Here is a 25,382-nt window from a genome sequence, read left to right as displayed (position 1 = left end):
ATGAAAAAATTATCAGGTAAAGTCGCCATCGTAACAGGTTCGTCGCGGGGAATTGGACGGAGCATTGCGGAACAGCTCGCGGAGCTTGGAGCAGATGTCGTCATCAACTATGCGAACAGCCCAGACAAGGCTGAGCAAGTGGCAGAAATTGCACGGCAAAAGGGCGTTCGTGCCATTACCATTCAGGCTGATCTGGCACGAAAAAATGAGGTGGAGCGTTTATTTTCCGAAACGATTAACCAGCTGGGCAAAGTGGATATTCTGATCAACAATGCGGGGATTATGAAAACGACCCTTCTGGCGGAAGTGACCGAGGAAGAGTTTGACGAGCAGTTTGCGATTAATGTGAAGGGCACGTTTTTTGCCTGTCAGCAAGCGCTGAAGTATATGGAGGACAAAGGGCGAATTGTGAACTTCTCAACCTCCGTGAATGGACAGATGTTTCCTGGATATAGTGTGTACGCAGGAACCAAGGGGGCAGTGGAGCAAATTACCCGTCAGCTTGCAAAAGAGTTTGGGTCCAAACAAATTACGATTAATGCCGTAGCGCCAGGTCCAGTGAATACGGAACTGTTTGCCGTCGGCAAGACCGAACAGCAGCTGGAAGGGTTGCGTAAAATGAATGCATTTGGTCGCTTGGGCGAGCCGGAGGATATCGCAAGCGTCATTTCTTTCCTCGTCAGCCCTGAATCCCAATGGGTCACTGGACAGACAATGCGTGTAAACGGCGGTTTTATCTAAACTTTTACATCGGAATAGTTCACGGCTTTGACACCAAACCGGGCGAATCCCCATATGATGCACTACATCAGTAAGCACTTGCGGAAATGGGGAATCCGGGATGGCAAAGGCAAAAGGCAAAAAGGCACCAGCGTTAAAAAGTGACAAACTCCGTGTATCCATGAAATTGGTCACCTCGGATGTATGTGAGCGATGTAAGACGCCCTGTGTACAAGGCATGGATTATGCCGCACGCATGCGGACGCCAGGGGCAGTGGGTAAAGGGGTTCCATGCATCCTGACTCGACACACCACATCCTAACCATGTAACGCTGAAATATCCCAGGATAAGTTCGTGTAAGCACGGATTTACAATAACCAAGTTATAGAGGCGATCTCGAATGAGAAATGCCTCTTTTTTGATCGTTCCAAGGGGTGGTAAATTTTCTGGATAAAAAATGAAAAATGATGAAAAACAGCGCAACTTTGTAGTGAAACCTGCAGTATAAATGTACAACAGCTTGCAGCAGGGGAGGGAATATTGACGGAATGAAATGGAAAAGAATATTGCTGTGTGTCACGGTATTCTCCTTGCTCGGCGGGTCTTTATTGTTTGCGGATTCCGTAAACGAGAAGATTCGGGTTCTCATTAACGGCAAGGAAGCAGCTGATGGAGGTTATCTAATTGATGGAACGACCTACGTACCTGTGAGAGAAGCAGGAGGGATCGCCAAATGGGATAACAGCAACAAGCGAGTAACGGTGATTAAGCCGAATGTACATATTTTTCTGTTTAAGGGAGACACGGTATTTGGCAATGTGAACGTTGGCAAATTGAAATTCAATGTGTTTTCTCAAGTGGACAGCTTAACAACGGATGTAGCTGCAGTGAAGGTGACGATTACCAATCCGAGTGGACAGGTGAAGGATATCCAGTCTCAGGAGCTCAAAACCCAGAAGGATAATTTCTGGTTCCGAACGTACGATTTTACGTATGATTTTAGCCGTGCGGGCAAATACCAGGTCGGCTTTTATATTAAAGAAAATGCAAACAGCAATTACGTGCTGGTGGCTGAGAAAATCATTACCGCGCTAAACGATTGAAGCGAAAAATAACGTTGCTGAGTAAATTGACCTAGCTCTGCGAACATGTTACGATATGCAAGGTTACACAATTTCTATTTACAAAGCGAGGTATATCAATGAGCGATCACACACATGAACACGGCGATGCCTGCGGCTGCGGTCACGACCATGACCACGACCACGAGCATGAAGAAGTTCTTCTGACTCTGACAGACGAGAACGGAAATGACGTGGAGATGGTTTTGGTGGAGACGTTTGACGTGGAAAACCATGTTTATGCGCTCCTACTGGAACGTAACAATCCTGAAGCTGACGGCATCATCCTGCGTATGGAAGAAGAAAACGAGGAAATGGTGCTCTACAATATTGAAGACGAAGCCGAGTGGAACCGTGTTGAAGCGGCATACAACGAGCTCGTTGCAGGACAAGAGTAATTTAACTTATGGAATAGAACAACGAGGCTCCTTGATTTCAAGGGGCCTTTTGTTTGTTTTATTACGTGTATTCGTATGTATTCCAGTGCATGTTGCTTGCACTCCAAAAACAAAAGAACCAAGCCAGAGCTTGGTCCTTCGATATCATCACGTGGCGTTAGAAAATCGCATCTGCTTCCACAATGACTTTGACATTTGTCACGCTGCGGTCTTCAGGACCTTTGACCGGCAATCCAACCTCGACATGATCGATGATGTAGTCGATGTTCTCTTGAGTAATAACCTCACCTGGCAGCAGGATCGGAATTCCCGGCGGATACACGTAAATAAATTCAGAGATAATGCGTCCTGCCGATTCTTTGAAAGGAATGACTTCCGTATCCCCATAGAACGCATCACGAGGTGTGAGCATCAATTGTGGCACGTCTGGAACCTTAACCACCAATTCATGTGCAGGGTTCACCTGATAATACGTACGGGACAGATCCTGTAGTGCGTTCAGCAGGATATCCACAGATTCATCCGTATCGCCAGGAGTGATGAGGCACAGAATATTGTACATATCACTAAGCTCGACCTCGATATTGTAATGTTCCCGCAACCAGTTCTCCGTTTCATACCCTGTGATACCCAGGTGGCGAACATGAATGGTTACTTTGGTTGGATCATAATTGAAGGTTGCCTCAGTACCGAGCAGCTCTTTGCCGAAGCAATATAGTCCGTCAATATCATTAATGGTGCGTCTGGCAAACTGGGCCAGATCAATTGCCTTTTGCGCCATTTCGTGACCATGCAGTGCCAGATTGCGTCTTGACGTGTCAAGTGAAGCAAGCAAGATATACGAAGTGGACGTTGAAGTCAGCATACTGAGAATAGTCTGTACACGCTGTGGATTCACGAATCCATTTTTGGTGTTCAGGTTCAGCACGGAACTCTGTGTCATGGAACCGCCCAGCTTGTGCACACTGGTTGCAGCCATGTCTGCTCCGGCAGCCATTGCAGACAGCGGCAGATCCTCATGGAAATGAATGAGCACGCCATGTGCTTCATCCACCAGTACAGGGACCTGGTAGCTGTGTGCCAGTTCGACAATCTCTTTCAGGTCTGTACATACACCGAAGTACGTTGGATTAATGACCAGCAATGCCTTGGCGTCAGGATGGCGCTCAAGCGCACGTCGTACAGCACCTGTAGTCACGCCATGGTCGATACCGAGATTGGCATCCTGTGCAGGAGAGACAAATACAGGCTTCGCACCTGAGAAAATAATGGCAGACATGACCGATTTATGCACGTTCCGGGGCACAATAATCTTGTCACCCGGTTCGCATACCGACAAAATCATGGTCATGATCGCACTGCTTGTGCCTTGCACACTAAAATAGGTATAATCGGCTCCGAAAGCATCGGCTGCCAGAATCTGCGCTTCCTCAATGACACCGGTAGGCTGATGAAGGTCATCCAGCGGAGCGATGTTGATCAAATCTATGGAGAGGGCATTATCGCCGATAAATTCACGAAATTCGGTATCCGTTCCCAACCCTTTTTTATGTCCCGGGATATGAAATTGCACCGGATTGAGTGCCGCGTGATTTTTTAAAGCGGTAAACAGCGGCGTACGGCGGTGATCCATCAGTGCTGTCACAACCTTTCCTGATAAAATGTCAAACAAAGATGAGTATAGCAAATTAAGAACCGAATGCAAGCGGTCGGCTTGACAAATTTTCAAATTGCTAAGATTTGGTCGTGTTCCTGACGGTTACAGTATGGATAGGAAATGGGCCAGTGAACACCGAAAGGGGAAAAAGAATGCATACAGATACAAAACCAGCCAAAATTTTGCGATCACCGTTTTTTATCGCGATGTGGCTGACACTTTTTTTGGTTGAAGTGATTAAAGGAGCTCTGCTGGTCGCCATTCTGCCAGTGTATATGGATAATATTTTGGGCTTGTCTGCAGGAGTAATTGGTGTGGCCTTTGCCCTGCAATACCTGGGTGATAATCTGTTCCGGGCTCCATCGGGCTGGGCAGCCGAACGTATCGGGTTTCGTGCAACGATGGTGACGGCCCTGATCTGTACATTGATCGCTGTAATCATGATTATATTTTTCAAAAGTGCTTTTGGACTTGCCATGGCCTGTCTGATTCTGGGTGTGGGGACTTCCCCACTCTGGCCTTGTGCCATGACCGGGGTGACTGCCCTATCAGGACCTCAGAACAAAAACGGAACAGCCATGGGGGCGCTGGAAATGGCCGCTCTGGGTGGAACAGGACTTGGACCGGTGGGCATGAACTGGCTGCTTGAGCGCACGGATCACGATTATCGTACTGTATTTCTGGTGCTTCTTGGCTGTGCAGTTCTCGTTATTTTGGTCGCCATGATTCTTCCGGGCCGCGTCGTGGTGGAAGGTCAGCATGCCGCAGCAGAAACGACGGGAACAGCGGTTAAGGTTCCGCCGAAGCCGACCCTGCTTACACCATTGATCAGGCTCAAAAAGAGCGTTCAGGGCACTCTGCAGCGGGTACGCAGCACGCTTAATGTGAATCCACTCGTATATCCAGCCCTGTTCATGCAATCTTTTGTGATTGGCCTGCTCAGTCCGGTCATTACGTTGTATACCCGAACAGACCTGCATATTTCACCCAACCTCTATAGCTTGCTGCTCATTGCAGGTGGCGGGATAACGGTCATTGCATTGCTTCCCGTGGGTAAATTGGTGGATCGGTTCGGAACATCCCTATTTCTGCATATGGGCTTTTTGCTGGCCTCTGCAAGTCTGTTCGCATTTGCATTAATAACATCCATCCCGGTTGTTTTCGGCATCGTCATGCTGGTTGGGGTGAGTTATGCGATGATTTTGCCGGCATGGAACACCTTCGTGGCCACTCTCATCCCGAAGGGAGAACGCGGAGCGATCTGGGGATTTTTCCTCACCCTCCAGGGATCCGGCATGGTCGTAGGGCCAATCGTTTCAGGATTGCTGTGGGATCATATCAGCCACCCCGCACCATTTATCGGAAGTGCCATAGTCATGGCAGGGCTTGCGATTGTGCATTTTGTGTTATCACGAAGACCGTATCGCACAGCACCGGCCAAATGAAATAAAAGGAGTTCCTGTACCGGTATAATCGGTATTGGAACTCCTTTTGTTATAAACGCTACAACATTTCGAGAGTCATTTCTATCTGAAATGTTGTTGATGGTCAGAATTTTTACCAATTAAGCAAAAGACATCTTGTACAGTGGGAGTAACGTTGTGAACGTCGAGCGCACCGTCTCCACAAACTTGTCCCCGTCAGCAACAAGCGGATCATCACGATCGATGCGCAGACCGCACATCACTTCGGCTTTTTTCACCGTCTTCAGCTTCGTAATGATTTTATCAAAATCCTCATTCTGCATGTCCTTCTGCAGTGTACCGTGGGGCGCCATATGATCCATGGACCAGTAATACGTACCAGGCAGGCTGCTGCGGACTTCGTTCAACTGGCGTTCGAGGCCTTCTGCGAACGTTGTCTTATTCGGACTTTCGTAGATGATGGCAAAAATGACAAACACATGTGTATCGAACATGCCCACTTCGAAGTGAGGCAGTGCTTTGTATCCCCGTTTGGAAGATGCCCAGGCTACCCACGTATCTTTTGGCGGATTGACGGTACGGCGCGCGTGTTTGGCCACATGAACAAACATCTCTTCTCCACTTAACTCAGTAAGAAAAGGTGTAAGCTCTGTACCGAGCTCTTCCAGCTTGGGCCGGACCCGTTCAATCAGCATTTCCATACGCGGTTCCAACCCGGGAACCTGAAATACATCAAAATCGTTACTGTTAAAACCCGAGAAAGTCATCTGTATTCCTCCATTTCGCGTCCATTATATCATGAAATTCGGGGGCTTGCCCCTGTGCATCCGCGGAAACATCAATTCCCCCGCTTCATTCGATGAAAAATAGTCAAATAACCAAGTACCCTTACATAAAATGAAGTATAAAATAGGGTAAGCCGATACGGAAGAAGCAATGGAAGAAGAGGACCGGAACACATCCGGTACAAATGGAGGGGAGTGCCGTGAATAAGAGTTATGAAGTTGAATATTGCAATCTGGAGCTGCGGTTCAACCGTCGGCATATCCAAAATTTGATCAAAGACCTTATTCGTGAAGGGTATTCACTATATTGGAGCGAGGATGAATCCTTTTTTATTCTGTCTGTCCGCACCGGGCGCAAACTGGTAAAGCTCCGTTTTCAACAGACACGCAGTGGGAACTACAAAATGACAGGCGATTACATTATTAAGGACGCCAAGCTGGCGGAATGGCTGGAGAAGCTGATTGGGGATACACGTGGGCATGCGGTTGTCAAACGTTTCAAGGATCAGCAGATGACGGTGGAGAACATATTGTTTGGTGAGGTTATACGTCTCGTGGAAGTATCCGGATTCAAACAGCGTGTCATTTTTCAAAAGGAACCCGCGCCGACGGCGGAGGAGATGGAAGAGATGTTTCTATCACGAGAAGGAGAAGAGCGGCTCATGCTTCTGCGGATGGAAATTGATGATGAACTGGAGCGTTTGCACGCTGCCATTCAGATGGAAAACGCGGAGAAAGCCGACATCTGCCGGGAAGCTTTAAAGCGTCTGTCCGGACATATGTTGATGCTCGAAGGTTGAGCACGAAGGCCGCATTTATGAAAATACGATGAACACCTCAGACATTTGAGGTGTTTTCTCGTTGCGTAACAGGGGTACGGGGTTCACTTCCATGCGTAAAACCGTTAAAATGGGGGTATTGTTGAGAGTCAATTTCAATAAAATTATTGGAGCAAAGGATGGAGGACCCAGATGGCAAAACAACAGATCGGTGTCATTGGACTTGCAGTAATGGGCAAAAATTTGGCCCTTAACATTGAAAGCAGAGGCTTCACGGTGTCGGTATTCAACCGTTCCCCGGAGAAAACCAATGATCTTCTGAAAGAAGCTGAAGGCAAAAACCTCACAGGCACGTTCTCCATTGAAGAGTTCGTGGCATCCCTGGAATCCCCACGCAAAATCCTGATCATGGTACAAGCCGGTAAAGCTACCGATGCGACCATTGAGCAATTGCTGCCTCATTTGGATGAGGGTGACATCATTATTGACGGAGGTAACGCATACTTCCCTGATACCCAACGCCGCAGCAAAGAGCTGGAAGACAAAGGCATTCGCTTCATTGGTACAGGTGTATCCGGCGGTGAAGAAGGCGCGCTGAAAGGCCCTTCCATTATGCCAGGCGGACAGGAAAGTGCGTATAAACTGGTTGAACCGATTCTGACAGCCATCTCTGCCAAAGTTGGTGACGACCCTTGTTGTACATATATCGGACCGGACGGTGCCGGACACTATGTGAAAATGGTCCACAACGGCATTGAATACGGAGATATGCAGTTGATTGGTGAAGCTTACCACCTGCTCAAATCCGTACTGAATGTGTCCGTTGAGGAATTGCACGAAATCTTTACCGAGTGGAACCAGGGCGAACTGGACAGCTATCTGATCGAAATTACGGCAGATATTTTCTCCAAATACGATCCGGAAACCGGCAAACCAATGGTTGACGTTATTCTGGATGCTGCCGGACAAAAAGGAACAGGCAAATGGACAAGCCAAAGCGCCCTGGATCTCGGCGTACCGTTGTCCATGATTACGGAATCCGTATTCTCCCGTTTCCTGTCTGCGATGAAAGACGAGCGCGTAGCTGCGAGCAAAATCCTGAATGGTCCGAAGGCAGAAGCGTTCTCCGGAGACAAAAAGGCATTTATCGAGAGCGTACGCAAAGCGTTGTTCGCAAGTAAAATCGTATCCTATGCACAAGGCTTTGCCCAAATGCGTGCAGCTTCCGATGAATATGGCTGGGATCTGAAATACGGCAACATCGCCATGATCTTCCGCGGCGGTTGCATTATCCGCTCACAGTTCCTGCAAAACATCAAAGAAGCATATGACAAAGATGCAGAACTCAAAAACCTGCTTCTCGATCCGTACTTCCAAAACATCGTTGAATCCTACCAGGATGCTTGGCGTGAAGTCGTAGCAGCTGCAGTACAACAAGGTATTCCGGTGCCTGGCTTCTCCAGCGCGTTGTCCTACTACGACAGCTACCGCACAGAACGCTTGCCTGCAAACCTGCTGCAAGCTCAACGCGACTACTTCGGCGCTCACACCTTCAAACGTGTGGACAAAGAAGGCAGCTTCCACCACAACTGGATGGAATAATGTACTTATTACAAGATTAATTAGGTTGGAGTGCTCCTGAAGCTGATTCGGGGCACTTTCTTGAAGAATGGCCTGGGGTTCCGGCATGCCGGATGACTCCAGGCCATTTTTTCATTTCAGGTCAGATCTGGCAGCAGACCCCAATCTCCCTCAGGCGCTATGGCCTTCCCCCGTCAGCAGGGCTGTGTTATGATAGGACAAAAGTGCTCATGAAATGCTTGAAATAAAGGAGTGTACACCCTTGAGCAAGTCTAACAATATTATCCTCATAGGGATGATGGGAACCGGCAAATCAACGGTCGCCGACATGCTTGCACGCGAGCTGGGTTACCGACTGATCGATGTGGATGCCGCGGTGGAGAAAGAGGAAGGCTGTACGATTCCGGAATTGTTCACAGATAAGGGAGAGTCGTATTTCCGCGATGCCGAGAGCCGCATGTTATGTTCAGTATTAGAAAAAAAGGCACAGGTCATCGCGACCGGAGGCGGCGTGGTACTTCGCTCTGATAATTGTGACGTGATGTCCAAGAACGGCTGGGTTGTCGCTCTGACCGCTGATCCCGCAGTGATCGTACAGCGCGTGAGCGGCTGCGATAATCGTCCCCTTCTGGCCGGCAATGCGGAGGAACGCATCCAGACCATTATGGAGGAACGGAAGGACGCATACCGGTTTGCACATTACACAGTGGATACAACCGAGTTATCCGCAACTGAAGTGACTCGTTTAATTTTAGCGCATTACCGCGTCTAAGCTTGTATCCACTGCATTTTGGTGTTTAAACATCATGGATGGAATCATCCCAGAGCAGCTTGGTGAAGTGAACAGCGAAGGGGTTTGACGTAGGGATATAACAAAACGGGCCAAATGGCCCGTTTGAGACTGAATGTGGAGGAGAGGGGTCCAGACAGACCTATCTAAACTGCTGGTTGCAGTCCAATGATGTCTCTGCGTTTTGGTTCCTTACTCCAGATGGATTTAGTCTTCCTGCTGCCATTGCAGCATGCCGCCAACCATGTTAGTGCAGCCATCATAACCGAGCTGCTGCAAATACTCAGCGGCACGCTCACTGCGGTAACCGCTGCGGCAGATCAGTATGATCTCACCGGACTTCTCGATTTCCGACAATCTGTCCGGTATCTGTCCGAGCGGGATGTGCTTGGCTCCTTCAATCATGCCTTGCGCGACTTCTTCGTCCTCACGGACGTCTATCATCTGAAGCTTCTCTCCCGCCTGTAAACGGCGGCGAAGCTCGGATGTTTCAATTTCTGCAATTTGAGTCATATTCAGGTCCTCTTTTCTGTATGGACTTAACGCCTATAATGATACCCAAGCAGTGTGGGGGATGTCAATTTGGTGAATGGGCTTCGTGCCATATTTAATCGTTTTACCTAGCAGCTTAATCTGACCAATGAAGGAGAATTTCACCCATGGACGTAATCGTTAAACCAACCCCTACCCTGAACGGGGAAATTGGAGCCCTTTCTTCCAAAAACTATACTACCCGTTACCTGCTCGCCGCAGCACTGGCAGAAGGTACAAGCACCATCCATTTCCCGGCTCACAGCGAAGACAGCGATGCGATGCGCAGATGTATCCGTGATCTTGGAGCTGTCCTCGAAGAAGATGATAGCAAAATCGTCATTCAAGGGTTTGGCAGCCATCCGCGTAATGTGCGCGAGTTGAATGTAGGCAATGCAGGTGCAGTGCTCCGGTTCCTGATGGGAGTAACTGCGTTATGTCCTGAAGTTACCTTTGTGAATACTTATCCGGATTCCTTGGGCAAACGTCCACATGACGACCTGATTGATGCTCTTGGACAGCTCGGTGTTGAAGTGCAGCATGAGCAAGGACGTCTGCCGATTACGATCAAGGGCGGAAATGCCAAGGGCGGACATATCCGTGTGTCCGGTTCGGTCAGTTCCCAGTATCTGAGCGCATTGCTTTTTGTCACTCCTCTTCTCGCGGAAGACAGCACGATTGAAGTGCTGAATGACCTCAAGTCCAAAGTGGTTATTGGTCAGACGCTCGAAGTGCTTGAACAGGCAGGGATCGTCATTCATGCGAGCGATGACTACATGTCTTTCCGCGTTCCTGGTGGGCAGGCTTATCGACCGCAAACGTATACCGTTCAGGGAGACTATCCTGGTTCGGCTGCGGTACTGGCTGCTGCAGCTGTTACACAATCGGATGTGAAGATTCTGCGTTTGATGGAGCAGAGCAAACAGGGAGAACGCGCCATTGTTGACGTTCTGCGCATGATGGAAGTTCCGCTGACACACGAAAACGATGTGGTACATGTACAGGGTAACGGTCGGTTGAAAGCCATCGAATTTGACGGAGATGCGGCAACGGACGCGGTTTTGGCGATGGTAGCCGCAGCTGTATTTGCGGAAGGCACCTCACGGTTCTATAATGTAGAGAACCTGCGTTACAAGGAATGTGACCGAATTACGGATTATTTGAACGAGCTGCGGAAGGCTGGAGCTAACGTAGAAGAGCGCCAGGCCGAGATTATCGTTCACGGTCGCCCGGAAGGCGTGGAAGGCGGCGTTGAGATTAATGCTCACTTCGATCATCGCGTCATCATGGCGTTGACGGTAGTTGGCCTTCGTTCCAAGGAGTCGCTTCGTATTCGGGATGCACACCATGTAGCCAAGTCGTATCCGCAATATTTCGATCACTTGCAGGCGCTTGGCGCCTCGGTTCAATGGGTAAAAGAGTAAAATAACACGTTAAGCAGAAAAGGATGGTGCTTGGACATGGAATTTAACAACCCTACTCGTGAAGAAATTGGGCAAATTTTACGCAAGGCAGGCAACATCGCAGTCGTCGGCTTATCGGACAAATCGGATCGTACTTCCTATATGGTAGCGGAAGCCATGCAGAGCCGAGGCTATCGGATCATTCCGGTTAACCCGCAAGCACAGGGAGAAATCCTTGGAGAGAAAGTATATGCAACTCTGGGGGATATCCCCGAGCCGGTAGATATTGTTAACGTATTCCGTCGGAGTGAATATACCCCGGAAGTTGCGCGTGAAGCGGCAGCTATCAAAGCAAATGTATTGTGGCTCCAGCTTGGTATTCACAATGATGAGGCGGTACAGATTGCGGCTGAGAATGGAATGACTGCGGTAACGAATCGCTGCATCAAGGTGGAGGATTCCATCGTTCTGCGCGGTGCTGGACGCGGTTAAGCAGTTATAAGATATAGACATGATCCCGTTAACTTCAGGTTAACGGGATTTTTTTGTTGTAGAGGTGGCAGGAATGGCAGACACTCTTTAAGTTTGGTTGCATCCTTGTCGTCAGGCAGCATGCTGCTGTGGTCTTTGGGTTGTACGGTTGATGAGTCAAAATCAAATTTTCTTCAGCTTACTGTTTTGCTTTGACAAAACGTTTCGTAAAGCTTACCATCTAGGATAGAAAGGAGAGGTCGCCATGAATTGGCTCGGATCCTTGCAGCAGCTCGGACGAGCGGTAATGCTGCCTACAATGGTCCTGCCCGCAGCCGCAATCTTGCTGAGTGTTGGCAGTTTGCCCTGGGACGCCTGGGGATTGAAAGTTGTTGGTGAAGTGTCTACCGTGGCCGGACACGGTATTTTTTATTTTTTGCCGTATTTGTTTGCTGTCGGTGTAGCATTGGGACTCTCCAACCAGGCCGGACAAGCGGGACTTGCCGCATTAGCCGGTATCGTTATATATGATCAGGTGACCCGTCAATTCGGGGATGGAACCATTCAGCCTGCTTCTTTAATTGGAATTATTCTCGGCGCTCTGGCCGGGGTGACACATAATCGGTTCAAGAGCATCAAGCTGCCTGAAATATTGCAATTTTTTGGCGGCTCCAGGTTTGTTTTGCTTATCGTCGGGCTTTGCTCGGCGCTGTTCTCCTGTTTCATGTTGTGGGTCGCTCCCATATTACAGCATGGATTGAACGCCATCGCCGCTTGGGAATACAGTCTCGGCGGTTTTGGTTTGTTCATTTATGGGGTTCTGTACAGAGTGCTGGTCGCCTTTGGTCTCCATCACTTGCTCAACAATGTGTTCTGGTTTCAACTGGGGACGTTTGAAACGCCGGACGGGAACATTGTGCAGGGGGATTTGCCGCGCTTTTTTGCAGGTGATCCAACAGCAGGTTATTTTATGGCAGGCTTATTTCCGATCATGATGTTTGCCATACCGGCGATTGCCTTCGCCATTATTCAGGAGGCAAGGGAAGATCTGAAACCGAAGATCAAAAAGACGTTCCTTACGTCCGCGCTGGTTTGTTTTCTGACGGGCGTTTCCGAGCAGATTGAGTTTGCCTTTTTGTTTGCGGCACCCTATCTGTTCATTGTACATGCCGTCATGTCGGGACTTGCAATGTGGATAGGTTACTGGCTCGATATCCGGCACGGCTTTTCGTACTCCGCGGGCATTATCGATTACATACTCAACTTCCATCTATCAGAGAATGCTTGGAAGCTCATTCCGATTGGCATACTATACGGGCTGGTCTATTATTTCCTGTTCCGCTGGGCCATCCGTACGTTTAAGATCCCAACGCCAGGACGTGAAGAAGGCTCCATGCTGGAGGACTGGGTAGGCAATATTCCATATCAGGCTCCGCTGATTCTGGAAGCATTGGGTGGTAAGGAAAACATCGTGCAGGTAGAGGCCTGCATTACACGGCTCCGTCTGACGGTGCACAATGACCGTCTCATCGATACGGGCGCTATGAAGAATATGGGGTCCGCCGGGCTGATCAAGCTTGGTGGAGGTAACGTCCAGGTTGTATTTGGCACGTATTCGGAACTGATCCGGGAAGAGATCGCCAAACTGCTTGAGAGAGATCTGCCGCAGGTGCTGTTCTGTGCACCGGTACAAGGCAAAATGCTGCCGATCGAAGAGGTGCCTGACCAGATTTTTGCTGCGAAGCTTGTCGGGGATGGGGTAGCCTTTGTTCCGGAAAAAGGAGAGCTGGTATCGCCTGTATACGGGACGATCATGCACCTGTATCCAACGATGCACGCTTTGGGCATTTCAACCCGGGAAGGACTTGAGGTGCTGCTGCATATCGGGATCGATACCTCGCAGCTGAAAGGCCATTTCGAAGCCTTCGTTCAGGAAGGGGACACCGTGGAGCCAGGACAGCTGTTAATCAAGTTTGATCTGGCCGTACTGCGGGCGGAGGCAGCATCGCTGACTACACCAATGGTGATTACGAACCCGGATCGTGTCAAATCATGGAGCTTTGCTCCATTTAAGCAAGTCAAGAAAGGTCAGGCATCCGTCATGTCCGTGGTGCTCTATGACAGGAACGTTGGAGGGGTAGAATGAAGATACAAGGCATCAACGGCGCTGCAGGCATAGCCATCGGCAAAGCATTTGTCCTGCCCAGTTGGGAATGGGATCTGCCGGATCAGAAGATGGATTCGGTGGATCTTGCCCAGGAGTTCGAACGGCTGTATGAGGGAATACGGACATCGAAGGATGAGATCGAATTTATCAAGAATGAGTTCAAGGAAGTCGTAGGACCGGAAGAGTCCAGCATCTTTGATGCGCATCTGGCGATTCTGGAAGATCCCGTGTTCATGAACGAAATTCGCGGCATTATTGAACGGCAATACAAAGCGGCAGAAGTGGCAGTAAAAGAAGCCATAGACCATTTTGTGACTATGTTTGATTTGCTGGATGATGAATATATGAAAGAACGGGCTATCGACATCAAGGATGTGGGTAACCGACTGTTGAAGCATCTGCTGGGAGCCCCGGAGATTACGCTCCCTTCGGATACGCAGCCTTATATCCTTGTAGCCAAGGAATTGTCCCCATCACAGCTGGCACATCTAAATCCCACTCATGTGCTGGGTATCGTGACCCTGATCGGTGGCAAAACGTCACACTCGGCGATCATGGCCCGTGCACTTGGCATCCCCCTCGTTTCCGGTCTGGAAGCGAGTGTTGGCATGCCAGTGGAGACGGGAGATATGCTGGTGGTGGATGGCGACAACGGATTGGTATTCACGGAACCGGATCGCAAGACGATTGAACGATACACGATGATTCGCAGCAAACAGCTGAAGAAAAAGGAACAGCTTCAGGTGCTCGCTACAGTGGATGCCATCACCAAGGATGGCGCTGTCTTGCAGTTGGCTTCCAATATTAGCTCTGTCAAGGAGCTGGATCTGGCTCTAAAACACGGGGCAAAAGGGGTAGGTCTGTTCCGTACAGAATTTTTGTACATGGATCGTGCCACCTTCCCTGGTGAGCAGGAGCAGTACGAGGTGTATCGCCTTGTGGCAGAGAAAACGGCAGGTCAATCCGTAGTTATTCGTACATTGGATATTGGCGGTGACAAACAGCTGGATTATTTTGAACTGCCTGAAGAGGATAATCCATTTTTGGGCTATCGGGCGATTCGCATTAGTCTGGACCGCAGGGATCTGTTCAAGACCCAGCTCACAGCGATTCTTCGGGCCAGTGCGGCGGGGAATGTCAAGATCATGTACCCAATGATCTCTTCCGTGGAAGAACTCAGACAGGCCAATGAGATTCTGCGTGAAGCCATGTCCGATCTGGATGAGCGCCAATTAGCTTATGATCCACATATTCAGGTAGGAATTATGATCGAAGTGCCGGCAGCCGTTATGATTGCCGACCTGCTTGCCGAGGAAGCGGACTTCTTCAGCATTGGTACCAATGATCTTGTGCAGTACGTGCTGGCTGTAGACCGGATGAATGAACAGATTGCTCATATGTATCATCCCTATCATCCGGCTGTCCTGCGTATGCTGCGTGCAACGGTGGACGCGGCTCATACGGCGGGAATTGAGGTCAGCGTGTGCGGGGAGATGGCAGGGGACGAACGTTCCGTTCCACTCTGGCTGGAGCTGGGCATTCGTAATCTGAGCATGTCGCCGCAATCTTTGCTGCGTGTGAAGCACAGAGTACTGAATACATCAGCGGCGGCGGCGAAAGAGGCGGCACGGGATTGCTTTGCCCTGAGAACAAGCGCGGATATTGAGCAGCGATTGCAGGTTTATAATGACTCCACAGGAAACCCGGATGAGCAGAGCGGGTCCAATGCTTCCTGAATCAAATGATTGTATGAAAATACCTCTACATTAATATATTTACTTTTACTCTATCTATTTCAATGGAGGTAAACAAATAAAGCCTTTCGCGATGAGCGAAGGGCTTTATTTGTTTTAAAGGTTTTATTTTTGTGCAAGAGCATCACAGAATGCTTTGCCATAGGGAGGAAGGTCCGGTGGACGACGAGCCGAAATAATATGTCCATCGACAACAACCGCTTCATCTTTCCAGATCGCTCCGGCATTCTCCATGTCATCTCGAATACCAGGTGTGGAAGTTACAGTGACACCATCCAGAATTTTGGCAGATATCAGTACCCAGCCCGCGTGACAGATCTGTCCGATCGGCTTGCGGTCCGCATGCATTTCCTTAACCAGTTCAAGGACTTTGGGATAACGGCGGAGCTTGTCAGGTGCCCACCCCCCTGGCACAAGAATACCATCATACTGTGAACTGTCCAGTTCATCGAAGCTGTATTCCGCCTCAGCGGGAACACCGTATTTTCCGATGTAGGTTTTACCTTTTTTCTCTCCGGCCAGATGTACCTCAGCGCCTTCTTCACGAACTCGATGTACCGGGTACCATAGCTCCAGATCTTCAAATTCTTCATCGACCAGGGCGATGACTTTTTTTCCTGTTAATCTCACAACCATCTCTCCTTTTGCGGTGATTAGGATGTCACAGCTTTTATTGTAACAGATTCTACGCAGCACTTCATGATTGTGCATGTTCTCCGTGCGGAAATCGGTTACATATGAATGTATGCCTATATTCGACAGCCTGCATTTGGGGAGAGTGGTAATTTGTACAACCTCTGGTTTGTGGCAGGATTTAAGCGGAAAAAGGTCGAATGGTAACGTATACGAGTATAGAACGAATGAGGTGATGACTGTGCGCAAATTGTGCAAATGCGGACATGTGATGGAATTGGAATTAAGAACTGTGGTTTATGCCAAGAAAGTGGAAATTCGTAATGTGCCTGTTTTCGCATGTGCGGATTGTGTTTCCTACGAAGTACTTCAGCCGGTCAAGCCGGATTTGAAAGCATGCATTAGTAAGCTGGGTGAACAACCAGTGAAACAGGATCTATCTTTTGGCAAGCAAAATGAACTTGCAGATCTCCTTCATGAACAATTGCTGGCTTGGCCAGATGCAACAGATCGTGAGATGGAACATCATATGCAGCAAGCTGTGAACGAACGCATTAATTTGCTGCTTGATATAATGGGATACGCTCAGAAGTCTGGCGACGAAGAATGGATGGAAACAACGGAACGCAGACTGAGCCAATTATCCGGTTTTGTCTGGCATGCACATTTCTCGAATGCTGTCTAATTTTGACGTGTAAAATGCTTGTTTTCATGAAAATTGGCTTTTTCGTGCGCTTTTTGTTAAGATATCGTAGAGTGAAAACGCTCAACATAGCGGTATTCCTGATAAAGGGGGATGTATATCAAATGGCTGACATGACTAAAATGACAAGTATTGAACAGCTAAACTCCGCAGTGGAGGCTACCGAAGACCAACCCTTGCTTCTGTTTAAGCATAGTACACGCTGCCCGATCAGCTCTAATGCTTATCAGGAGATGAATGATTATTTGCAAAATAATCCTAATGAAAATGTAAAGTATGGCATCATTTATGTTGTGGAAGATCGCCCTGTGTCCAATGAAGCAGCGGACAAGCTGGGAGTTAAGCACGAATCTCCGCAAGCGATTCTAGTCAAAAAAGGAATTCCTGTATGGCATACTTCCCATTCGGATATTACTTCGTCCACACTCACGAATGCTTTAAGTGAGTCCTAAAGCCTATTTTAATTGATTAATGCAAAAATTTGTCGTAATATAAATCTTAATGAAAATGGTATGAAAATTTACTGGTAATGGAGAGAAGTACTGTGACGGTAACCATTTATGATGTGGCACGTGAAGCTGGTGTGTCCATGGCAACGGTATCGCGGGTTGTTAATAATAACCCCAATGTCAAGCCACAAACGCGCAAAAAAGTATATGAAGCCATCGAGCGGTTGGGATATCGTCCGAATGCGGTAGCCAGAGGTTTGGCGAGCAAGAAGACGACAACGGTTGGGGTTGTTATTCCGGATATTTCAAACTCGACTTTCGCAGAGATTGCCCGCGGAATCGAGGATATTGCGAATATGTATCACTACAACATTATTTTGTGTAACGCGGACAAGAAGAAGGAAAAAGAGATTCGTGTCATTAATACCCTGTTGGAGAAACAGGTAGATGGCCTGCTCTTCATGGGTGGAACGGTGACGGATGAACATATTCAGGCATTCCAGTCAGCGGCTGTACCGATCGTACTCTGCGCAACAAGTGATGAGAAGGGAACATATCCTTCCGTTGACATCGATCATGAAGCAGCGGCATTTGATGCGGTGAATACCCTGATTCGTCATGGTCACAAGGAAATTGCCATGATCAGTGGTACACTGCAGGATCCTGCGAACGGTTATGCACGTTTCCAAGGTTACAAAAAAGCGCTTGAAGCCGCAGGAATGGAATACCAGGAGGATCTGGTGCGGATCGGTAACTATCGCTACGAGTCCGGTGTGGAAGCGATGAAATATTTCCTTGGACTGAAGAAAAGACCATCTGCAATCTTCGCGGCTACGGACGAAATGGCCATTGGTGCCATCCACTCCATTCAGGATGAAGGCTTGAAGGTTCCTGACGATTTCTCCATCATTAGTGTGGATAACATTCGTATGGCTTCCATGGTTCGTCCACAGCTGACAACGGTGGCACAGCCGATGTATGACCTTGGCGCAGTAGCCATGCGTTTGCTGACCAAGTTGATGAAGAAGGAAAATGTGGAGAACCCACGGGTTATTTTGCCGCATGAAACCATTCTTCGTCTGTCTGTAAGCCATGCAGGCTAAGTAAAACAATAGGAAAGGGAGAAGAGATTCTCTCTACATAGTGGATATACGGAAGCTCCGGAGACGGAGCTTTTGTGCTTCATGAGTGGATAAACCGGAGCGAGATGGAAGGTCCGGCAGTAAACAGGAGGTTTCGAAGATGAGCGAAACAATCGGTATCATTGGAGCAATGGATGAAGAAGTGGAGCTTTTGCTGGCCGGCATGAAGCAATTGGAGACGGTGAAGCAAACCGGGATTACTTATGTGGCAGGCGAATGGCTGGGTAAGCAAATTGTGGTCTGCAAATCGGGTGTCGGCAAAGTGAATGCAGCGGTAACAACGCAAATTTTGATCGATCGTTTTCAGGTGGATCGGATTATTTTCACTGGTGTGGCAGGTGCGGTGAACCCAGAACTGAACATCGGAGATATCGTGATCTCCTCCGTGTGTGTTCAGCATGACATGGATGTGACCCCGCTTGGATTCGAACGAGGAGTGATCCCGTATCAGGAAACCTCTGCATTCCCGGCAGAACCTGCACTGATTGCACTGGCGGAAGAGGCATGTAAAGCGCAGGGAGCCAACTACCTGATTGGCAAGGTTTTGTCCGGGGATCAGTTTATTGCAAACAAAGAGACCGTAAACATGCTGTATACCGAAATGAACGGAGCATGTGCCGAGATGGAGGGAGCAGCTGTCGCGCAGGTAAGTTTCATGAACCGTGTTCCTTTTGTTGTCCTGCGTGGCATGTCTGATAAAGCGGATGGTTCGGCTCATGTGAATTTTGCTGAATTTACCGTACAGTCTTCTCAGCGTTCCCACCGAATTGTGGAACACATGCTTGAGAACATGTAATCTGTATCCCATTCAATAGACTTAAAAATGAGAACGATACATGCCAAATAAACAAACCGCCTATCACGGGCAGATTCCAACTTGCAACATGGAACTGCCGCAGAGAAGCGGTTTTTTTCATGTATTTCAGCATTTTACATCATTCGAATTCATCATTCCCGGGTGATTCTCATGTATTAATACATAAAGCGATGACGAAACCGTACACGGTCGAATTGTTCTTCCGACGATAGGGGGACTTTACTGCCGATGCGCACCATAAGACAGTTTGCCGGATGGGAGCAGATTTCGGGGTCATCCGTAGCGTACCAGGTCATGTCCACGGTCTGCATCAATCGTTCCATCATTTTGCGATAATCCCACACTGTAAGGCCGCTGCCTTTCAAATCCCAATGCCAATAATATTCTGTGGTGAAAACAATATATTTCTCCATTTGACCATTCTCAAATGCAGTGAGCAGCATCTCGCGTCCGATTCCAAGTGAACGATATTCGTCTGCCACTTCAATAGCGCCGAGCTCAATGAGATCCATCATGTTACCTTCAGACCAACGCTCACATTCATCAGCGTAGTGGAAGGTGACATATCCAATTATAGTCTCATTTTCGCGTGCGATGATGATTCTTCCTTCAGGTAATGCCGCAATCTCAGCCAGGGCCTCCTGCTGCTCAGAAGGGCGACGAAAGGCATCCAGATCGGGATGAAAAGCAAGCTCGGTAAGTGCCCCTGGTGGCATGGGTCCCTCTACAGTAACTCGGTGGCCGGACTTGAAGATGGAACGCATATGATACTCCTTGATATGCTCCATGGTTCATGCTCCTCTCTCCCCCTACTTATAGCAAAAAACCAAAAAATTGAAAAGCCATAGACGATGATTGTGAAGATTTGCTATAATTGCTTAGACAAAAAACGTTCACAATTCAAGCAGGTTTGAGTTCATCGGTTTGGCCAGGCAGGCACATGATGAGAATTTCTATCTATTAATGTAAGCGCTAACTGGAAGTTCAGTCAACACCAAGGCAATGAGAAGCAACCCATAACGGGAATCGAAATGTCGAGTTGAAGGAGGCTGGCAAGCATGAGTCAAGCACATGGTGAGATGCTGCAAACGGTTGTGTCTGAATCTAACCTGGGCGATTACACAGAGGCCCGAAGCCGGTTTGATTGGGAATCGGTGGAGAGGCACTTTACGTGGCACGCCAGCGGAAAAGTCAACATGGCGCATGAAGCGATTGATCGTCATGTACTGGAGGGAAGAGGCGGGAGGACGGCTCTGTTATACAGTGATGCTTCGCGTGAAGAAGCGTATACCTTCGCTGATCTCAGTGAGCAATCGAGCCGTTTCGGGAATGTCCTGCGCAAATATGGCATTGCCAAGGGAGACCGCGTATTTATTTTTATGCCAAGAAGTCCGGAACTATATTTTAGTCTGCTGGGCGTATTGAAAGCCGGGGCTATTGTAGGGCCACTGTTTGAAGCTTTTATGGAGACGGCAGTGAAGGATCGACTGGAAGACAGCGGGGCTGTGGCGCTCGTCACTACGCCGGAACTCCTCGGACGTATTAAACGTGCGGAACTGCCGGAACTAAAGCATATTTTTGTGGTGGGTGGAGGTCCGCAAACAGAAGAGGGACTCATTGATTTTGATGCAGAGATGTCTGCAGCCTCGGATGAAATGGAAGTGGAATGGCTGAATCGTGAGGATGGTCTGATCATTCACTATACATCAGGCTCTACCGGCAAGCCCAAGGGTGTCTATCACGTCCAGAATGCAATGATTCAGCATTACTATACAGGCAAGGTTGTTCTTGATTTACGGGAGAATGACGTTTACTGGTGCACCGCTGACCCCGGATGGGTAACAGGTACATCATACGGAATCTTCGCCCCGTGGCTGAATGGCGCGACCAATGTCATCCGCGGTGGACGATTCAGCCCGCAAGACTGGTACAGTACGATTGAAAAAAACAAAGTCAGCGTCTGGTATAGCGCACCGACCGCTTTTCGTATGCTGATGGGCGCAGGGGATGAGACCATTGCTCAGCATGATCTGAGCAGCCTTCGGCATGTCATGTCGGTTGGGGAACCGCTCAATCCGGAAGTGGTTCGTTGGGGCTGGAAAGCCTACGGTCAGCGCATCCATGACACTTGGTGGATGACCGAGACCGGAGCGCAGCTGATCTGTAACTACCCAGAGATGCCTATTAAGCCAGGCTCGATGGGACGGCCGCTGCCGGGGATTGAAGCTGCGATTATTGATGATCGGGGGCAGGAACTTCCTCCATACAGCATGGGTAATTTGGCTATACGAACGCCATGGCCATCCATGATGGCGAAGATCTGGAACAACCCGGCCAAATATGAAGAATACTTCAGGCTTTCTGGGTGGTATGTATCCGGGGACTCGGCTTATATGGATGAAGAAGGATATTTCTGGTTCCAGGGCCGGATTGATGATGTGATCAACTCTTCGGGTGAACGTATTGGTCCATTTGAAGTGGAGAGCAAGCTCGTAGAGCACCCTGCTGTAGCCGAGGCGGGAGTTATTGGCAAGCCGGATGTAACACGCGGAGAGATCATCAAAGCCTTTGTAGCACTGCGTGAAGGCTATGAAGCCACACCTGAATTGAAGGAAGAGATTTATCGTTTTGTAAAAGAGGGCTTGTCAGCTCACGCTGCTCCTCGTGAGATCGAGTTTAAGGATAAACTGCCCAAGACCCGTTCCGGCAAGATTATGCGGCGTGTGCTGAAAGCCTGGGAGCTGGATTTGCCGACAGGTGATCTGTCCACGATCGAAGATTAACGAACGGATGAAGCGCAACTGGTGTTACAAAAATAAAAGCCTGATTTGCAGAGGATGCGAATCAGGCTTTTTACGATGCAAAGAAAACCCCCATCCTCTTAAAGTGAGGACAGGGGTTTTAAGGGTTAACCGTACAGCTTTACCATTACGGCTGATAATGAACGGCAACGGAAGGCTCGGATTCTCCTGCACTGTTGCTTGCAGATACTTTGAACCATCCGCTCGTAGAAGCCGGAACTCCATAGTCCATCGAAGTACCGGAGGTTGTTCCGATCTTAGTGTAAGGGGCAGAGCCCGTTTCACTATAATAGACGGCATAACTCTGCACACCTTCGGTCTCCGGGTTGGAGGCCCATTGAATGCGCAGTCCTTGAGAGAGAGCTTCAACGCTAACCTGGCCTGGTGTACCTGGAACCGTCGTTGCGGCACTATCATTTTGGTTTTCTTCCGGGTCAACCACGGTTCCGGGAACGGTGATTGGTTCCTTAATCTCCTCATCCGGGAGTGGATCTGCCATTCCTGCACTGCTTACCGCAGCACTAGGAGCAGATTCTTTGCCAGCCACATCAACAGCGGTGACATAGAAGGAGAAGTTTCCACCCTGGGCGTATGCTGTAAATGATCTGGATTCACCTGCCAGGACAACTTGCCCCTGATTCTGGAATCCGCCACCATTTACGGAGCGATACAAGCGATATCCTACGACATCATTTTCAGGTGTTGCGTTAAACGTAATTACAGCTTTGCCATTGGCCACGGATATTCTCACATTGCCTGGTGCATCTGGTGCCTTGCCATTGTCTGATCGTGGGTCGATCTGTGTTGGCATGTCTGAATCTGCATCCTCTGGCAGGTAATAGGATAGAGACTCGTGCCGGCTCATCCGTGCGAATGCGCTTTGCAATTCCTTGATGAGATCGGAGATCGGTTTCTTCCGTTTAATGACCGTCTTCTCCTTCAGCATGTCTGCAGGTGTTTCATCACGCGGGATGTAGTTTACACCATTGTAGGTAATGTATTTAGCTTTTGCGACACCATCATCGCTATCTTTCGGAACAAATTTGCTGTTGAAAATATCCGTGACAAATTTGTCAGTCAGTGATGTTGGCAATTTGCCGCTATAAGCCGATACCGTGCGTGTCTCAATCCCGGACGGCTTCTTGAATGAATCTGTCACGAACAGTTCCTTATCTGTTGCAACGACTTCATTCAAAATTTGAGACCATAGCTGCTGGGCACGTTTGCGCTGAGATTTGGTTTCCAGCGTGTTTACAGGCTGTTTATATCCGACCCACACACCAAGTGTGACATCTGGTGTAGAGCCTTCAAACCAGACATCCGCATAGTTCTGCGTTGAGCCGGTTTTTCCTACAACCGGTGCACTTTTGGTGTACTTGTACGTTTCACGAACCTTATCAGCAGTACCTTCGGTAATTACAGTTCTTAACATATCCGTCATCAGGTACGCCGTCTGTTCGGAAAATGCCTGAACAGGTTCAGCCTCGTGCTTGTAAACGATATTTCCTTTTGAATCAACAATCTTGCTAATCATATAAGAGTCATTGTAAACCCCGTTGTTTGCAATAGCCCCGTAAGCGTTCGTAAGTTCTTCCACGGTTACACCGTACTGAAGTCCTCCGAGAACACCAGTCTGGGCCTGATAGTCCTGCTGCTGAATGGTCGTTATGCCAAGCTTCTTGGAAAATGTCCAGGCTTTTTCGATCCCGACGTCTTCATTAAAGAGTTTCAGCGCAGGAACGTTCAGGGAGTAGTTGAGTGCTCTGCGGGCGGTTACAAGTCCCTGGTAACGATTGTTCGCATTCTTCGGAATATGGAACCCGTTTGGGCCATCCTTGAGAATAATCGGTGAATCATCAATGATGGACGCTGGTTGAACCAGTCCTTCTTCCAGAGCAGGCAGATATGCAGCAATAGGTTTCATGGTTGAACCAGGCTGACGGATCATCTGGGTCGCATAGTTCATCTGTTCATCCTGGAAACTGCGGCCTTCGATCATGCCTAGAATGGCTCCGGTTTTGTGATCGATCATTATGGCTGCGGTCTGTTCTTTACCTTTTTTGGGATCATCCGCAGCGAAATTGCTGTCATCTTCGGCAATGGTTCGCATCGTTTTGTACACACTCTTGTTAATTGTGGTGTATATGCGGTACCCGCCTGTACGCAATTGCTGCTGGGCTTCTTCCAACAAAGCGCCGCTTTCCTTTTGAGTTGCTTCCCCACTGGAATCTGCGCCTTCAGAAGATCCTTCGTCGGCAGCAGCATCCGAATTCAGCTGTTTCATCAAAATTTGCGCAGCCTGGCGTTCGGTTTCCATCATAAGATATGGATAAGTGTTGTAAGCCTTGACGGTTTTCGGTGCCAGTGAACTCTTGATGTCAAAAGCAAGTGCCTCGTCATATTCGGTTTGATTAATTTTTCCAAGTTCAAGCATGCGGCGTAATACCAGCTCCTGGCGATTAATTGCGCGCTCAAAATTCTCCTCTACAAAGTCACCTTTTCCGTTAAAGGCAGAGTAAGAAGAGGGGAGCTGAGGCAATCCGGCAAGATAGGCTGCCTGTGCCGTGTTAATTTTCTCCAGATCGTTAATATTAAACAATCCTTTGGCAGCTGCCTTGATTCCATATACATTGTATCCACTGGAACCATTACCAAATGGGACCTTGTTCAGATAGGCGGTCATGATCTCGTTTTTGGTCAGGAATCGCTCAAGCCGCAGAGACAGCAATATTTCCTTTACTTTGCGGTCTTCGGTACGATCCAGATTCAAGAACACGCGCCGTGCCAATTGTTGAGTCAGTGTGCTTCCCCCGGTTTGTACAGATTCTTTCAGCACTTTCTGTTTCACGGCTCGGAGCGTTCCGCTCATATCCACACCTTTATGTTCGTAAAAATGATTGTCTTCAATCGATATGACAGCATCAATAACTTTCTGCGGTATCTGGTCAAAAGTGACCGGACGCCTGTCTTCTTCCGTACGTAATTGACCGATCGGACTACCGTCGGCAAAGTAAGCAAAGCCTGTGATGGAGTTTTCGCTGACTTTTTGCTCAATCAGGGCCCTGGAGCGGACGGGCTCGTCTTTCACAATGGAACTGACGTATCCCATCAGAGCACCGCCAACAAATAGCGCCCCCATGAATCCCAGGACAACCATCCATTTGACGACACTGCCCAGTCTGCGGGCGAAGCTGCGCTTGCGGGCAGGCTGTTCATCGGGCTTTTTCTTATTAACATCAACCATTCAGTGTCTTC

General features: G+C 48.7%; 23 protein-coding genes. 17 read left to right on the top strand and 6 right to left on the bottom strand.

What is annotated here, in order from left to right; all coding sequences use genetic code 11:
• The 4 genes from AB3N00_RS16705 (at position 1) to AB3N00_RS16690 (ending at position 2,240) form a co-directional block, all read left to right on the top strand.
• Positions 1 to 741 (top strand): SDR family oxidoreductase, encoded by a 741-nt coding sequence (locus tag AB3N00_RS16705; protein WP_413035593.1) that lies wholly within the window; start codon positions 1 to 3, stop codon positions 739 to 741.
• Positions 742 to 841: 100 nt separating this feature from the next.
• Complete coding sequence (locus tag AB3N00_RS16700) at positions 842 to 1,042, top strand: hypothetical protein (protein WP_413035592.1); 201 nt, start codon at positions 842 to 844, stop codon at positions 1,040 to 1,042.
• Positions 1,043 to 1,269: 227 nt separating this feature from the next.
• On the top strand, positions 1,270 to 1,824 hold the full coding sequence (locus tag AB3N00_RS16695; protein WP_175395725.1) for a copper amine oxidase: 555 nt from the start codon (positions 1,270 to 1,272) through the stop codon (positions 1,822 to 1,824).
• A gap of 98 nt (positions 1,825 to 1,922) precedes the next feature.
• Positions 1,923 to 2,240: a DUF1292 domain-containing protein gene (locus tag AB3N00_RS16690; protein ID WP_413035591.1), complete on the top strand. Its 318-nt coding sequence runs from the start codon at positions 1,923 to 1,925 to the stop codon at positions 2,238 to 2,240.
• A gap of 157 nt (positions 2,241 to 2,397) precedes the next feature.
• Here the strand turns inward: AB3N00_RS16690 and AB3N00_RS16685 are convergent, their stop codons facing one another.
• Positions 2,398 to 3,873: an aminotransferase class I/II-fold pyridoxal phosphate-dependent enzyme gene (locus AB3N00_RS16685; protein WP_175395757.1), complete on the bottom strand. Its 1,476-nt coding sequence runs from the start codon at positions 3,871 to 3,873 to the stop codon at positions 2,398 to 2,400.
• A gap of 176 nt (positions 3,874 to 4,049) precedes the next feature.
• Here AB3N00_RS16685 and AB3N00_RS16680 point away from each other — a divergent pair, with 176 nt between their 5' ends.
• Entirely contained in the window at positions 4,050 to 5,342 is a 1,293-nt protein-coding gene (locus AB3N00_RS16680; RefSeq protein ID WP_413035590.1) for an MFS transporter, read from the top strand.
• Positions 5,343 to 5,461: 119 nt separating this feature from the next.
• On the opposite strand, the gene AB3N00_RS16675 is transcribed toward AB3N00_RS16680, so the two are convergent.
• Complete coding sequence (locus AB3N00_RS16675) at positions 5,462 to 6,088, bottom strand: YktB family protein (RefSeq protein ID WP_413035589.1); 627 nt, start codon at positions 6,086 to 6,088, stop codon at positions 5,462 to 5,464.
• Between the two features lie 218 nt (positions 6,089 to 6,306).
• Here AB3N00_RS16675 and AB3N00_RS16670 point away from each other — a divergent pair, with 218 nt between their 5' ends.
• From AB3N00_RS16670 to AB3N00_RS16660, 3 genes are all read left to right on the top strand, one after another.
• Positions 6,307 to 6,906 carry a hypothetical protein gene (locus AB3N00_RS16670; RefSeq protein WP_413035588.1) on the top strand — a complete coding sequence of 200 codons (600 nt, stop codon included), beginning with the start codon at positions 6,307 to 6,309 and terminating at the stop codon, positions 6,904 to 6,906.
• A gap of 171 nt (positions 6,907 to 7,077) precedes the next feature.
• On the top strand, positions 7,078 to 8,487 hold the full coding sequence (gene gndA / locus AB3N00_RS16665; RefSeq protein ID WP_413035587.1) for an NADP-dependent phosphogluconate dehydrogenase: 1,410 nt from the start codon (positions 7,078 to 7,080) through the stop codon (positions 8,485 to 8,487).
• 241 nt (positions 8,488 to 8,728) lie between these two features.
• On the top strand, positions 8,729 to 9,238 hold the full coding sequence (locus tag AB3N00_RS16660) for a shikimate kinase (protein ID WP_413035586.1): 510 nt from the start codon (positions 8,729 to 8,731) through the stop codon (positions 9,236 to 9,238).
• A gap of 225 nt (positions 9,239 to 9,463) precedes the next feature.
• On the opposite strand, the gene AB3N00_RS16655 is transcribed toward AB3N00_RS16660, so the two are convergent.
• A complete protein-coding gene (locus AB3N00_RS16655) occupies positions 9,464 to 9,769 on the bottom strand; it encodes a rhodanese-like domain-containing protein (RefSeq protein ID WP_175395719.1) in 306 nt (101 codons plus the stop codon).
• Between the two features lie 146 nt (positions 9,770 to 9,915).
• On the opposite strand from AB3N00_RS16655, the gene aroA reads away from it, so the two are divergent.
• The 4 genes from aroA to ptsP all read left to right on the top strand — a co-directional run bounded on the left by aroA (position 9,916) and on the right by ptsP (position 15,564).
• Positions 9,916 to 11,211, top strand: coding sequence for a 3-phosphoshikimate 1-carboxyvinyltransferase (gene aroA, locus AB3N00_RS16650; RefSeq protein WP_413035585.1), 1,296 nt, complete (start codon positions 9,916 to 9,918; stop codon positions 11,209 to 11,211).
• A 36-nt stretch (positions 11,212 to 11,247) separates the two neighbouring features.
• The gene (locus tag AB3N00_RS16645; RefSeq protein WP_413035584.1) at positions 11,248 to 11,682 is read left to right on the top strand and encodes a CoA-binding protein; all 435 of its coding nucleotides are present in this window, start codon (positions 11,248 to 11,250) and stop codon (positions 11,680 to 11,682) included.
• Between the two features lie 244 nt (positions 11,683 to 11,926).
• Positions 11,927 to 13,807, top strand: a complete 1,881-nt coding sequence (locus AB3N00_RS16640) for a glucose PTS transporter subunit IIA (protein ID WP_413035583.1) — start codon at positions 11,927 to 11,929, stop codon at positions 13,805 to 13,807.
• Positions 13,804 to 15,564: a phosphoenolpyruvate--protein phosphotransferase gene (ptsP, locus tag AB3N00_RS16635; protein ID WP_175395715.1), complete on the top strand. Its 1,761-nt coding sequence runs from the start codon at positions 13,804 to 13,806 to the stop codon at positions 15,562 to 15,564. The genes AB3N00_RS16640 and ptsP overlap by 4 nt, the downstream gene beginning before the upstream one ends.
• Before the next feature lie 123 nt (positions 15,565 to 15,687).
• Here ptsP and AB3N00_RS16630 read toward each other — a convergent pair whose 3' ends face one another.
• Complete coding sequence (locus AB3N00_RS16630; RefSeq protein ID WP_413035582.1) at positions 15,688 to 16,218, bottom strand: type 1 glutamine amidotransferase domain-containing protein; 531 nt, start codon at positions 16,216 to 16,218, stop codon at positions 15,688 to 15,690.
• Positions 16,219 to 16,486: 268 nt separating this feature from the next.
• Between AB3N00_RS16630 and AB3N00_RS16625 the strand changes: the two genes are divergently transcribed.
• The 4 genes from AB3N00_RS16625 to AB3N00_RS16610 all read left to right on the top strand — a co-directional run bounded on the left by AB3N00_RS16625 (position 16,487) and on the right by AB3N00_RS16610 (position 19,305).
• Entirely contained in the window at positions 16,487 to 16,900 is a 414-nt protein-coding gene (locus tag AB3N00_RS16625; protein ID WP_413035581.1) for a hypothetical protein, read from the top strand.
• A gap of 122 nt (positions 16,901 to 17,022) precedes the next feature.
• Complete coding sequence (ytxJ, locus tag AB3N00_RS16620) at positions 17,023 to 17,370, top strand: bacillithiol system redox-active protein YtxJ (protein WP_413035580.1); 348 nt, start codon at positions 17,023 to 17,025, stop codon at positions 17,368 to 17,370.
• A 92-nt stretch (positions 17,371 to 17,462) separates the two neighbouring features.
• Positions 17,463 to 18,470, top strand: coding sequence for a catabolite control protein A (ccpA, locus tag AB3N00_RS16615; RefSeq protein ID WP_095290204.1), 1,008 nt, complete (start codon positions 17,463 to 17,465; stop codon positions 18,468 to 18,470).
• A 139-nt stretch (positions 18,471 to 18,609) separates the two neighbouring features.
• Positions 18,610 to 19,305, top strand: coding sequence for a 5'-methylthioadenosine/adenosylhomocysteine nucleosidase (locus AB3N00_RS16610; protein WP_413035579.1), 696 nt, complete (start codon positions 18,610 to 18,612; stop codon positions 19,303 to 19,305).
• Positions 19,306 to 19,481: 176 nt separating this feature from the next.
• Here AB3N00_RS16610 and AB3N00_RS16605 read toward each other — a convergent pair whose 3' ends face one another.
• Entirely contained in the window at positions 19,482 to 20,114 is a 633-nt protein-coding gene (locus AB3N00_RS16605; protein WP_413035578.1) for a GNAT family N-acetyltransferase, read from the bottom strand.
• 270 nt (positions 20,115 to 20,384) lie between these two features.
• On the opposite strand from AB3N00_RS16605, the gene acsA reads away from it, so the two are divergent.
• Entirely contained in the window at positions 20,385 to 22,109 is a 1,725-nt protein-coding gene (gene acsA / locus AB3N00_RS16600; RefSeq protein ID WP_413035577.1) for an acetate--CoA ligase, read from the top strand.
• Positions 22,110 to 22,254: 145 nt separating this feature from the next.
• Here the strand turns inward: acsA and AB3N00_RS16595 are convergent, their stop codons facing one another.
• Positions 22,255 to 25,371 (bottom strand): transglycosylase domain-containing protein, encoded by a 3,117-nt coding sequence (locus tag AB3N00_RS16595; RefSeq protein ID WP_413035576.1) that lies wholly within the window; start codon positions 25,369 to 25,371, stop codon positions 22,255 to 22,257.
• Positions 25,372 to 25,382 lie beyond the last annotated feature (11 nt).

The sequence above is a fragment of the Paenibacillus xylanilyticus genome, assembly GCF_047246825.1.
Lineage (GTDB): Bacteria > Bacillota > Bacilli > Paenibacillales > Paenibacillaceae > Paenibacillus > Paenibacillus xylanilyticus_B.
Note: the sequence above shows the minus strand (reverse complement) of the source record. Positions and strands in the feature narration are given on the sequence as shown.